Origin of the sequence: Halomicrobium mukohataei DSM 12286 (assembly GCF_000023965.1) — an archaeon.
Lineage (GTDB): Archaea > Halobacteriota > Halobacteria > Halobacteriales > Haloarculaceae > Halomicrobium > Halomicrobium mukohataei.
Genome location: NC_013202.1, coordinates 2,274,741 through 2,286,541 on the forward strand (window position 1 = coordinate 2,274,741; position 11,801 = coordinate 2,286,541).

Genomic DNA, 11,801 nt, shown 5'->3' on the forward strand with positions numbered 1-11,801 from the left:
TCACTCAGCGCTTGGCTCCGCGTCGTCGCCAGCGACGACTGTCCGGTCGGGCAACTCCACATTGGGCGTCCGACCGAGCGTCAGCAGTCGTTCGGTGAGGGTCAGTTCTTCGGGACTCGGCGTCGGCTTCTCGATCTGTTCGTACTCGACGGCGACGCCGTCCTCGGTGGGGGCGATTCTGACCGCACAGAGCTGATAGGAGGGGTAGAACACCGGCGGGAGCAGGCCGATGACGCCGTCCCGCCGGTGGAGGCGTTTGAGCCACGTACCGGTGTTGACGACGAGGCCACCGTCGACACTCTGGACGGAGGGGCGGTGGGTGTGGCCGTAACAGAAGATGGTCGTCGCCGGCTGCTCGTCGAAGACCGTTCGGGCGGCCGCGGCATAGGGTGCCTCTGCGTCGACGGTCAGGCCCGTCTCGAAGACGCCAAAGCGGTCGATGGTCTTTCTGATGTCGCGCCGTAGCAGGGACAGCGGGATCGCGACGAGCAACAGGACACCGGCGACGGCGGTGTTGATCGCGAGCAAGAACCACACTGCGGTCCCGATGGTACCGAACTGGCCGAGGAACGCGGTCGTGGCGTCGACGGGGAGCGACCAGATGTTCAGGAGATCCAGGCCGGCCAGGACGGCCAGGACGGCACTGACGTTGAACAGCAACAGGAACGGGATCAGTGCGTACCGCAGTACCGGATTCATCTCGCGGTAGAAGTACTTCGAGAGCATCCAGACCGGCACGCGCTCCGTGGGTGTGACCGCCTGGACGTCCTTGAGCCAGTTGTACTTCCCCCGGTTCGAGAGCTGGCCGGCCCGGCTCGTCACGAGCGTGTTGTAGTAGTAGCCAAGCGGCGTCACGTGTGGGTCGCCCCAGTTGTCGATGTGGTTGTTCGGATCCTGCTGGTGGCCGTGTTCGAAGTGGATCGCGTGGTCGCCGACCGTGCGCGTGACAGATTGTGACTGGACGAGGTCGACGTTGTACTCGGCGAAGCGATCGACATAGGCGTCGTAGGCGGCGAGTTCGTGGTCGTGGTTGCCGGGGACGAGCGTGATGGGGATCTGTTCGCCGGTCGCGCGCAGTTGCGCGAACAGCTCCGGGTAGGTCGATTCGAGCACGTCGAACTTCGCCATCCCCTCGACGGTGGTGAACTCCCAGAGACCGAACGCGTCGCCGTTGATGACCAGCGCGGCGTTCTCTTCGGTCCGTTCCAGCCGTTGCAGGAAGGCGAGCAGTTCGTCGAGAAAGTCGATCTCCTCCAGTTGCTCGTCGCCGCCGATGTGGAGGTCGCTGATCACGTAGTAGACGCGGTCGTCGTCGCCGGCCATTGCACCATGGTGACGGGGCCACCGCAAAAGGCGTTGCTCTCGGTGGATGTGACCGCCGGCTGTTCGGCTGTCGTAGGTCACGCCGAGATGGGTCGTTTCGGAGCAGTGACAGTCGGCGGTGTCAGTGTCGACCCGTCCTGGTCACGTCGATGCCGACACCGGATTCTCGAACCGAGACGCTGACGCTGGTTCCGAAGTACTCGAACTGGAGTTGGCTCCCTTCCTCGGCAGTGGTCACGAAGTCGTCGATCGCTTCCGGATCGAGCGCGTCGTAGAGCGGTGGGAGGTCGGTTCGGGGCACGTCCCGCGTGTGTGCGACAGTCTTGATGATCCGATCGCTCGGTGTCAGCGGCTCGCCGTCCGTCTGTAGCATTGTTCTCGTCGTGAGGGTACACGGCAGAGCGTGAAAAGTGACGTTCATTCTGATAGTGCAGGCATCATTTCTTCTTGGTTGCCAGAACGGGGAGATGTACGCGCAGCCAGCTGATCAGGCGGCCGCTTCGACGGCGGCCAGCACGTCGTCGTAGTCGGGTTCGTTGGTGGGATCGTCGGCGACCCAGCTGTAGCTGACGGTCCCGTCGTCGTCGATCACGAACACCGCGCGATTGGCGATACCGTGGAGGCCGAGCTCTTCGATGTCCATCTCCAGGTCGTAGGCGCGGATCGCCTCGCCGCTCATGTCGCTGACGAGGTCGAACTCGATGCCGTGTTCCTCTCGGAACGCACCCTGTGAGAACGGCGAGTCGGCGCTGACACCCAGCAGCGTCGCGCCGGCCGCTTCGAAGTCCGCGAGGTGGTTCTGGAGAGCCACCATCTCGTTGGAGCACGGCGGCGTGAACGCACCGGGGAAGAAGGCCAGCACGACCGGCCCGTCGCCGACGTGGTCCGAGAGGTCGAACGGTTCGTGATCGCTCGTTCCGACAGTCGCCGTGAACATGGGGGCGGAGTCTCCTTGGGATACCATCGCTCGACGCTACACACGGCGCGGTTGTAAAACCGATCCCAAACGGACGGCGCGTCGTCGCGCCGATCGTAGCAGCCCCTCGTCGTCACTGGTCGGCCGCGGTCTCCAGCAGCGTCTCGCGTTCCTCGAAGAAGGCGGGCGCGTCGGCATCGGCCTCCAGTTCCAGCACTCGTCTGATCGCCTCGGTCGCGTCGCTCTCTGCCTGGAGTGACGATGCGAGGTCGACGTACGCTGCTGCGAGTGTGCCGATCTCGTCGAGGCGCTCCTGCTTGTCGGCGACCGTCGACTGCTTGGCCTCCAGTTCCGCGACGGTCGTCTCGTCGACGGCCTCGCCGGGACCGGCCGGCTGGTCGGGACTGTCTGCCTGTTCCCGACCGGACGCGAGTCGGTCGCGGACGGCAGCGGCCTCCGTGTCGATCTCGTCGAGGAGGTCGTCGATCTCCGCAGAGAGGCGCTCCGACTGTCCGGAAAGGAGCCTCGCCTGTGTGCGACAGTAGTCTACGACGGCCTCGACTGACTGCTCACGGTCGTCCATACTGGTAGTACGCGATCGAGCGGGAAGGTCGTTCCGTCACGAGAACTCGGACGCAGTTAGAACGTGAAGTCGTCGCCGCCCTCGTCGCGGGCTGCGGGGTCGGTCTGGTCGTTCATGTTCTGGTCGAAGAGGTTCTCACCGGGTTCCTCGGTCTCTTCTTCGGCGGGTCCGTACGCGGAGAGGCCCATCGTCAGCAGCTCCTCGTAGGCCTGCTCGCGGTTGAGGTACTCGCCGGACTCGACGAGCCGGTCGATCTCGGAGACGATCCGGTCGGGGAGGTCGACGCTTGTCTTGGCCATGTTCACCCCTCTGTGAGGTACCACCGTCAACGTTACGCTCCCCGTAAGGGCTCTGTCGACACGAACATTGAAGTATGTGCAGTGTTAACATGACAGTAGCGCCAGGGAGCAACCGGCGGGAACCACCGTCGACGCAAACTGGTCGTGGCACTGCACCACAACGACGACCGCGGTGACCGTGGCTCCGGTCCCACCACGAACGCACACCGGCGGAGTCCACGGTCGCCTTTTCACTGGCAGGAAGACCCCCCTGCCTCGCACCGTTTCGCTTTTTTGCGCGAACGTTAAGGACTCGGGCTCACGTAGCAACCGCTATGGACGGGGCCCGGTTGCCGGGAACGCCGACAGACGACGGCGACCGCATCGTCGCCCACGTCGACATGGACTGCTTCTACGCGGCCTGTGAGCGCCGCCGCGAGCCCCCTCTGGAGGGCGAACCCGTCGTCGTCGGTATGGGATTCGAGCCCGGAGAGACACACGGTGCGGTCGCGACGGCCAGCTACGAGGCCCGTGAGTACGGCGTCGACAGCGCGATGGCGATCTCGGCGGCGCTCGGACGACTCCCTCGAAAGGTCGACGCCGTCGAAGATCCCGCTCTGGATGTCGCAGACGCCGGCTTCTACCGCCCGGTCGACATGGAGTACTACGAGTCGGTCAGCGAGCGGGTCCGGGCAATCATCCACGACTGTGCGCCGGTCGTCAGAGAGGTGAGTATCGACGAGGCGTATCTGGACGTGACGGACGAAACGGACTGGAACACCGTAGAGCAGTGGGCGGCGCGACTGAAAGACGAGATCCGGTCGACCGTCGGCGTCCCGGCGAGTGTCGGCGTCGCCCCGACGATGAGCGCCGCCAAGGTCGCGAGCGACCGCGACAAGCCCGACGGGCTCGTCGTGGTCGAACCCGGTGACGTTCGGGACTTTTTCGCCGACCTCCCGGTCGAGGACGTTCACGGCGTCGGACCAGTCACGGCCGAGGAACTGGACGACCTCGGGATCGAGACGGCCGGTGATCTCGCGAGCGCGGACCCGGACGTGCTCGAAGAGCGCTTCGGTGAGCGCGGGCTGGAAATCTACAGCTACGCGCGGGGCGAAGACGACCGGGAGGTGACGCCACGCGGGCGGCCAAAAAGTCTCTCGCGCGAATCGGCCTTCACCGAGGCGACGGACGACCGCGCGGAACTGGGCGACAGGGTGCGCTCGCTCGCGGCGTCGGTCGCGGATCGGGCCACGAGCAAGGACGCACTGTATCAGACGATCGGCATCAAGGTAGTCAGGCCCCCGTTCGACGTCAACACCCGCGCTCGCTCGCTTCCGGGGCCGGTCGACGAACCGGAGCTGGTCGAATCCGTCGCGCTGGACCTGCTGGACGAGTTCGAGGGCCAGCGCGTCAGGAAGGTCGGCGTCCGCGTCTCGAACCTCTCGTTTACCGCCGGTGAGCAGGCCAGCCTCGGCGGCTTCGAGAGCGCGAACGACGACACCGCGACGACCGGGCCAGGTGCGGACGAAGTGAACGACGACGGGGCCTCGGAGCCGGCACCGGACGGCCAGGTGACACTCACCGGGGCCGCGTGGGCGGAGGGCGACGCCTCGGACGACGCCGCGACGCCGGCCGTGGACGGACAGACGACGATCGACGACTTCTGTAAGTGAATCCTCGGGACCGCGTGACGGGCGTCTGACGGAGAGTTATGAGGCGGTGGAAACTGGTAGTGGACAACTGAATCATGGCCGAGACGGAACACATCACTGTCGCGACGACCAGCGCCGGTGTCGGCGGAACTGACGAACCGGGCCACTCCGTCGACCTCCCAGTCGTCGAACTCCTCACCGGCCGGGGGTTCGTCACGGGCAAGTCCGGCTCCGGAAAGTCCAACACGGCGTCGGTCATCGCCGAGAAGCTGCTGGACAACGGCTTCGGCCTGCTGATCGTCGACATCGACGGGGAGTACTACGGCCTCAAAGAGGAGTACGAGATCCTCCACGTCGGCGGCGACGAGGAGTGTGACATCCAGGTCACCGTCGAACACGCCGAGAAGATCGCCTCGCTCGCGCTCGAACAGAACGTTCCGATCATCCTCGACATCTCGTCGTTCCTCGATCAGGAGGAGGCCGAGGACCTCCTCACCGAAGTCGCTCGACACCTCTTTGCCAAGGCAAAAAAGCAGAAACAGCCGTTCCTCATGCTCGTCGAGGAGTGCCACGAGTGGATTCCCGAGAAGGGATCGGTCAACGAGGTCGGGCAGATGCTCATCAAGATCGGCAAGCGCGGGCGCAAGCACGGCCTCGGAATGGTGGGCATCTCCCAACGGCCGGCCGACGTGAAGAAAGACTACATCACGCAGTGTGACTGGCTGGTCTGGCACCGGCTGACCTGGAACAACGACACCAAAGTCGTCGGTCGGATCATCGACTCGGAGTACGCCGACGCCGTCGAGGACCTGGACGACGGCGAGGCGTTCCTGATGACCGACTGGGCCGAGACCATCCGCCGGGTCCAGTTCCACCGCAAGCAGACCTTCGACGCGGGCGCGACGCCGGGACTGGACGACTTCGAACGCCCCGAGCTGAAGTCCGTCAGCGACGACCTCGTCGGCGAGCTGGAGACCATCAGCGAGGAGAAAGAACAGACCCAGGGTCGGATCTCGGATCTCCGGGAGGAACTGGACAAGAAGAACTCCCGGATCGCGGAGCTGGAGAAGGAACTCCAGGACGCCCGCGACATGACCCGCATGGCCGAGCAGTTCACCGAGGCACTGCTGGACCACGTCGAGGGGTACAACCCCGGCCGCACGCAGAAGGAGAAAGAGCGGACCCGACAGGCGCAGCTCCGGGGCGCTCTCGACGACGGTGACGAGGCCGACGACGAATCGAGCGTGGCCGAATCGACCGACGACCGGTCCGCGGGATCGGACGGCCCGGACGGGGAGCCGTCCGACGGAGCCGAGCCCGCATCGACCGCGGACGAACCAGCGGACGCCGCTGACGAATCCGACGGCCGCTCGGACGGGCCCGCGGACACGCCGGACGACGGCTCTGTGACTCCGGACACGGACGAGCCTGCCCCCGACGGGACCTCTGGCGGCGGGTTCGGCGACGCCTTCGGCTCGTTCGCCGACGGTGGCCCGGCCATCTCCGGCGGCGAGCCGGCGGGCGACACTGACGAGACGGCAGCTGGCGAGGGGGCGACCGACGACGCTGGCGAGGGGGCGACCGACGACGCTGGCGACGAACCAGACGGTCTCGACCTCGACTTCGAACCGGCGGCCTCGGGGAACGCCGACGGCGGTGCCGAAGTCGCGTTCGCGGACGCGACAGCCGACGGAGACGAGTCCGGCGACGCGGACGACCAGCGAGAGTCCACAGCCGACGAGAGGCCCCACTCACAGCCGCGGTTCGTGGTCGACCTGCGAACCGAACTCGAAGAGATGGACGAGAAGACCAGGCGGATGCTGCAGTACTACGTCGAGCAGGCCGCGGATACGCCGTTGAACGCGCACTTCTCTGCCGGCGGGAGCGGCGACCGGACGAGCGCCTACGCGCACAACCGCGAGCTTCGGCTCGCCGGGTTCGTCGAACACGTCGGCCGCGGGCGGTACGCGCCGCGGCTGAAAGCGCTCGTCCGAGAGCGCGCTCCCGGCGAGCCGTCGGCGACCGCGGTCGTCGACGCCGTCACGGAGCTTCGAAGCACGATCGGATCGGCGTAATCGCTCGCCTCCTCGCGGTGACGGCGCTACTCCAGCGGTGCGACCAGGTCTTCCAGCGCGGCCCGCGGATCGTCGGCCTTGGCGACGCCGCTCGCGAGCAGGACGCCGCTCGCACCGAGTTCGCCGGCCGACACCACGTCTTCGCCGGTCGAGATGCCAGCGCCACAGAGCACGTCGACGCTCTCGTCGACCGACGCCGCGGCCGAGACCGCGTCCGTGACGATCTCCGGGTCGGCCTTGCTGACCGGCGTCCCGGTCCCGATCAGGGCGGGCGGCTCGACGGCGACGGCGTCCGGTCCCAGCGCCGCCGCGGCGGCGATCTGTTCTGGGTTGTTGGCACAGACGATCGTCTCCAGGTCCGCGCGGTCGGCGGCGTCCAGCGAGCCGTCGATGTCGGCCAGCTTCAGTCGGTTCTCGGAGTGGTTCAACAGCGTCCCGGTCGCACCGGCGTCGACCGCGGCCTCCGCGAGCGTGGAGCCGGTGTGGCTGCCGTGCTCGACGGGACTGACGTGCTGGGCCCACGTCTCGACACCGGTCTCGGCGACGGCGTCGAGGTGGGCCGCCTGAGGCGCGACGGCGACGCGAACGCCGGTCTCGTCGCTCACGTCGGCGGCGGCGGTCGCGACTTCGATCGGATCACACGGGTACGCTTTGAGGTTCACCAGAACGAACATACAGAGCCCACCGGACGCCGGGATCATATGCGTTGCGTGACGCCCTCGGCTCGCGCTCGCCGGTCCCAGTATCGTTAATACGAACAAGCGGGTACCCACTGCTACGAGCGTGAGTGATCTGGTGCCAGACGAACCGACGGTGTTGGTCGTGGAAGACGAGCCCCAGCTGGCGGATCTCTACGCGGAGTACATCGACGACTCGTACACGGTCCTGACGGCCTACAGCGGCGAGGCGGCGATCGAAACGCTTCACGAGGCCATCGACGTGGTGTTGCTCGACCGCCGGATGCCGGTCTGCTCGGGAAACGAGGTGCTCGCCGCCATTGAGGACCATCCACTGGACTGTCGGGTCGCGATGGTGACTGCCGTCGACCCCGACTTCGACATCATCGAGCTCGGCGTCGACGACTACCTCGTCAAGCCCGTCAGCCAGGACGAGATCCGGGAGGTCGTCGATCGACTGTTCAAGATCTCGGAGTACAACGATCAGCTCACGGAGCTCACCGGAAAGAAGCTCAAGCGCAACGTCCTCCAGGTCGAGAAGCCACCGCGCGAACTCGAAGCCAGCGACCGGTTCCAGCAGCTCGAAGCCGAGATCAGAGAACTCGAAGCGACGGTCGAGACGATCGCAGACGACCTCGACGTCGAGGAGCGCGACCTCCGACTCTAGTCCTTCCGCTTGACCACGTCGCCCAGCGTGTACTCGCCACTCGACGAGCCGCCGCTCCACTCCTCGTCGGCGTCGGTACTGCCGGCACTCAGCGAGATGTCGAGCTCGCGTTCGAGCGTCGTCTGGACGTCGTCGCTGGGGAGCGTGTCGCCGTGTTCGAGCTTGCGGATCAGACTCGCCTTCAGGTTGAGCTCGCCGGCCAGCTCCTCCTGGGTGAGGCCGCGTTCCTCGCGCGCCTCGCGGATCCGCTGGTCGTAGTCCTGTGCCAGCTCGTCCATCTCGTCGAACATGTCGTGTCGGGGACGGCTACTGGAGCTGCTGGAACTGCCGGAGCTGCTCCCGGAGCTGCCAGACGAAGAACTGCTCGTCGAGTACTTCGTCGAGGTCGAGGAGCTGTCCTCCGTCGTGACCTCGGTCCCGAAGTCGGTACATTCGTCGCAGACGTCGAGCTCGGCACCCTCGATCTTCACTCGATTCGGTGAAGCGACGTCCTTCCCGCACATCTCACACTGAACCATACGCACGGCTTCGATGTGGCGAGGCATAAATGGTGTGGCACCGGGCCACGGCTCCCCGTGCCCGCCAGTCCCGAGCGACTGTCCCCGTCGAGACGGACCGTCCGTATCAGTCCAGCGCCCGCATCGCGTAGTAGAACCGCTGGAGCGCCGTCAGGTGGCCCACGACCGCGAAGACGACCAGCAGCCAGCCGACGACGGTGAGCCCCTGGACGGGCCGAGTGAGGACGGCCGCGACCGCGCCCGCGACGCCGATCAGCGCCAGCCGGTCCGCGCGACCGAGCAGGCCGCCGTACACCCGGTCGAGGTCGACTGCCTGTGCCTGTGTGCCGAGGTAGGAGGTCATCAGGACGCCGGTGACGGCCGCGAGTCCGAGGTCGTACCGACCGATTCCGGCCGCGAGGCCGACCAGCATGACGATGTCGGCGTACCGGTCGAGCACGTGATCCAGCAGATCACCGCCGGAGGAGGCGACCGACAGCTCTCTGGCCAGCGCGCCGTCGACGAGGTCGAGCCAGCCGTTGGCGAACACCAGCACGGCACCGACGGCGTACAGTCGGGGTCGAGTCCCCGCCAGGAAGAACGCACCGCCGGCCGCGGCCGCGAGGGCGAACGCGACGACGCTGACGCCGTTGGGGCTCACGCCCAGCCGTTTTGCGACCGTCACGAAGGGGCCAAGCGCCCGGTCGGCCAGCGGGCGGAACTGATCCAGCGTCATAGCCACTCGACGAACGAGACGGTGCCGGCGCTCGGCTCTCGCTCACCGTCGACGACGGCCTCGATCTCTTCGGCGACCGACGCCCTCGATCGGTCCGTCGTGTCGATCTCGTAGACGGAGTCGGTGCCGTGAGATTCGACGGCTTCGGTGAGGATCACGTCGAGCGCCTCGCTCTCCGCGTTCTCGGCGATCGAGGCGTCGCTCTCGTCTCGGTCGGCGAGGCGCTCTTCGATCGTCTCCGGATGGGCCCGCAACACGATCACGCGATCCGCGTCGAAGTGGTGCGCGAGGTGAGACTCGATCAGTACGTCGTCGCGGCCGTCGAGCCACGACTCGATCGCTTCGAAGTCGGCCACGACGCTGTCGCGGTCCTCGTCGACGCCGTCGTCCAGCCCCTCGCGCTTGATGGCGTCGTTGAGGTGGATCACGTCGAGCTCCGTCGCCAGCCGCTCGGTCGCCGTCGTCTTCCCGGTGCCCGGCGTCCCGGTGACCGCGACGCGCATCAGTCGAGCACCCCGTTGACGACCTCGACGGCCGTCTTCGTGTCCTCGCGCGTGCCACAGGTGATCCGAACGCACTCGGGCAGGCCGAAGCTGCCACAGTCCCGGACGATGACGCCGTCGCGCTGGGCCGCGTCGGCGACGGCCTCGGCGTCGCCCACCTCCGCGAGCACGAAGTTCCCCCCGCTCTCCCAGGTCGGTGCGTCGAGGTGCTCGTGGTAGTACTCGCGGGCCCACTGGGCGGTCTCGACGGTCTTCTCGACGTGTTCGTCGTCGTCAAGTGCGGCCAGTCCGGCCCGACAGGCCAGTTCGCTGGCCGCAAACGGCGTGTTGATGCGCGCGTAGGCGTCGGCCCACTCCTCCGGGACGAAGCCGTAGCCGAGACGAACACCGGCGAGTCCGTACGCCTTCGAGAAGGTCCGCAGGATGGCCACGTCGTCGCGCTCGTCGACGAGTGCGCGCGCGCTGGTCGCGTCGGTGAACTCGCCGTAGGCCTCGTCGACGAGGACGAGCGTCTCCTCGTCGGTCCGGTCTGCGATCTCGGCCACGTCGTCGTTTCCGATCTCCGTCCCGGTCGGATTGTGGGGGCTGGTGAGATAGACGATCCGCTCGCCGTCGTAGGCCTCGAGGACCGTCTCGGCCGTCTGCTCGAAGTCGTCGGCCTTCGAGAGGGTGTACTCCCGGATCGTGCCGTGGTGGAACCGCGCGCTCATCGGGTAGTAGGCAAACCCCGGCGCGGGGACGAGGACCGCGTCGCCGGGCTCCAGCATCGCGCGGGCGAAGTAGTCGAGGACGCCGTCGCCGCCGTTGCCCAGCCAGACCTGTTCCGGGGCGAGCCCCCAGCGGTCGGCGAGGCGATCGACGAGGTCCGCGTGGGAGGCTTTCGGGTACGAGTGCATCTGTTCGGCCGACGACTGGATCGCTTCGACGGCGGCCGGGCTCGGACCGTACATGTTCTCGTTCGACGCGAGCTTCACGAGGTCGTCCGGGTCCAGGTCGAGTTCCCGGGCGACCTCTTCGATCCCTCGTCCGGCACGGTAGACGCCGTGGGCCGAGAGGTCCCGTGGTTGCATGGTCGATGCAAGCGGACGGGAGGGCTTAAGCGTGCTCACTGTGGGCGGTGTGGCGCGATTACAGCAGTTGATAGCGCGGGGGAAAACAATATGATACGGGCACCGCTCCTGTGAATCGATGCCGTTACTCATCGACGTTCGGAAGCTGTCGATCATCAACCAGCTGATAAAGAGCGGGGCCGAGAACGTGACGGCCTCGCTGGAGACGCTGGCCGGCGTCGAAGCGACCGTCGAGATCAAGAGCCTCTCGTTCGTCGAACCGTCCGACATCCCCGCCGAGATGGGTGACGGCGAGATTTACGGGGCCCGCGTCAGGCTCACCGAGCCGCCCTACGGCGTCTTTCTGATGACCTTCTCTCCGGCGACGGCGGCCGAGGTCGCCAGCCTGCTCACGAACACGTCGACGGAAGACGGCTTCAACCAGCTCCACGAGAGCGCGCTGTCGGAGATGTGTAACGTCCTCACGTCGGGCTTTATCGACGGCATCGCGAACACGCTGGAGACGACGATCGACTTCGCCACGCCACAGCTGGAGCGCGATCAGGCGACGGCGATCGCCGACGACGCGCTGACCCACGTCAGGCGCGACTCGATGTCGATCGTACTGGACTCGATCGTCGACATCGCCGACTCCGACGTGGCGTTCAAGCTTCGGATCTTCCTCGTTCCGGATCCGGGCTCGTTCGTCCACGTGATCGATCAGCTGGAACTCGACCGGTCGACGAGCGAGCCGACGCGGTCGAAGGCCCACGAGGTCGAAGAGCTCGACATGACGGCCGAGGACCCGGTCGACTTCGGCGAGTAATCCCCACTGTTTGATTACG

Annotated in this window: 14 protein-coding genes; 4 read left to right on the forward strand and 10 right to left on the reverse strand. The window is 66.6% G+C overall.

All coding sequences use genetic code 11. The annotated features are described in order from the left end of the window. From HMUK_RS11400 to HMUK_RS11420, 5 genes are all read right to left on the reverse strand, one after another. Complete coding sequence (locus HMUK_RS11400; protein ID WP_015763317.1) at nucleotides 1–1,323, reverse strand: metallophosphoesterase; 1,323 nt, start codon at nucleotides 1,321–1,323, stop codon at nucleotides 1–3. Between the two features lie 121 nt (nucleotides 1,324–1,444). Beyond that, the gene (locus HMUK_RS11405; protein ID WP_015763318.1) at nucleotides 1,445–1,696 is read right to left on the reverse strand and encodes a HalOD1 output domain-containing protein; all 252 of its coding nucleotides are present in this window, start codon (nucleotides 1,694–1,696) and stop codon (nucleotides 1,445–1,447) included. A gap of 114 nt (nucleotides 1,697–1,810) precedes the next feature. Then, nucleotides 1,811–2,287, reverse strand: coding sequence for a redoxin domain-containing protein (locus HMUK_RS11410; protein WP_049940819.1), 477 nt, complete (start codon nucleotides 2,285–2,287; stop codon nucleotides 1,811–1,813). Nucleotides 2,288–2,372: 85 nt separating this feature from the next. Further along, on the reverse strand, nucleotides 2,373–2,822 hold the full coding sequence (locus HMUK_RS11415) for a hypothetical protein (protein ID WP_015763320.1): 450 nt from the start codon (nucleotides 2,820–2,822) through the stop codon (nucleotides 2,373–2,375). Nucleotides 2,823–2,878: 56 nt separating this feature from the next. Then, nucleotides 2,879–3,121 carry a ribbon-helix-helix domain-containing protein gene (locus HMUK_RS11420; protein WP_015763321.1) on the reverse strand — a complete coding sequence of 81 codons (243 nt, stop codon included), beginning with the start codon at nucleotides 3,119–3,121 and terminating at the stop codon, nucleotides 2,879–2,881. Nucleotides 3,122–3,435: 314 nt separating this feature from the next. On the opposite strand from HMUK_RS11420, the gene dinB reads away from it, so the two are divergent. Both dinB and HMUK_RS11430 read left to right on the forward strand, forming a co-directional pair. Next, entirely contained in the window at nucleotides 3,436–4,773 is a 1,338-nt protein-coding gene (gene dinB, locus HMUK_RS11425; RefSeq protein WP_015763322.1) for a DNA polymerase IV, read from the forward strand. A 74-nt stretch (nucleotides 4,774–4,847) separates the two neighbouring features. Further along, nucleotides 4,848–6,827: a helicase HerA domain-containing protein gene (locus HMUK_RS11430; protein ID WP_015763323.1), complete on the forward strand. Its 1,980-nt coding sequence runs from the start codon at nucleotides 4,848–4,850 to the stop codon at nucleotides 6,825–6,827. Between the two features lie 26 nt (nucleotides 6,828–6,853). Here HMUK_RS11430 and tpiA read toward each other — a convergent pair whose 3' ends face one another. Then, nucleotides 6,854–7,501, reverse strand: a complete 648-nt coding sequence (gene tpiA / locus HMUK_RS11435; protein ID WP_049940820.1) for a triose-phosphate isomerase — start codon at nucleotides 7,499–7,501, stop codon at nucleotides 6,854–6,856. 109 nt (nucleotides 7,502–7,610) lie between these two features. Here tpiA and HMUK_RS11440 point away from each other — a divergent pair, with 109 nt between their 5' ends. Continuing rightward, complete coding sequence (locus tag HMUK_RS11440) at nucleotides 7,611–8,171, forward strand: response regulator transcription factor (protein ID WP_126967100.1); 561 nt, start codon at nucleotides 7,611–7,613, stop codon at nucleotides 8,169–8,171. Here HMUK_RS11440 and HMUK_RS16805 read toward each other — a convergent pair. The 4 genes from HMUK_RS16805 to hisC form a co-directional block, all read right to left on the reverse strand. Beyond that, nucleotides 8,168–8,689, reverse strand: coding sequence for a multiprotein bridging factor aMBF1 (locus HMUK_RS16805; RefSeq protein ID WP_015763326.1), 522 nt, complete (start codon nucleotides 8,687–8,689; stop codon nucleotides 8,168–8,170). The genes HMUK_RS11440 and HMUK_RS16805 overlap by 4 nt on opposite strands. A gap of 106 nt (nucleotides 8,690–8,795) precedes the next feature. Then, entirely contained in the window at nucleotides 8,796–9,404 is a 609-nt protein-coding gene (locus HMUK_RS11455; protein WP_015763327.1) for a CDP-alcohol phosphatidyltransferase family protein, read from the reverse strand. Beyond that, the gene (locus HMUK_RS11460) at nucleotides 9,401–9,907 is read right to left on the reverse strand and encodes an adenylate kinase family protein (RefSeq protein WP_015763328.1); all 507 of its coding nucleotides are present in this window, start codon (nucleotides 9,905–9,907) and stop codon (nucleotides 9,401–9,403) included. Before HMUK_RS11460 ends, HMUK_RS11455 begins: the two co-directional genes overlap by 4 nt. Next, nucleotides 9,907–10,977 (reverse strand): histidinol-phosphate transaminase, encoded by a 1,071-nt coding sequence (hisC, locus tag HMUK_RS11465; RefSeq protein WP_015763329.1) that lies wholly within the window; start codon nucleotides 10,975–10,977, stop codon nucleotides 9,907–9,909. Before hisC ends, HMUK_RS11460 begins: the two co-directional genes overlap by 1 nt. 118 nt (nucleotides 10,978–11,095) lie before the next feature. Here hisC and HMUK_RS11470 point away from each other — a divergent pair, with 118 nt between their 5' ends. Then, a complete protein-coding gene (locus HMUK_RS11470; RefSeq protein ID WP_015763330.1) occupies nucleotides 11,096–11,782 on the forward strand; it encodes a chemotaxis protein CheC in 687 nt (228 codons plus the stop codon). The last annotated feature ends 19 nt before the right edge of the window (nucleotides 11,783–11,801 follow it).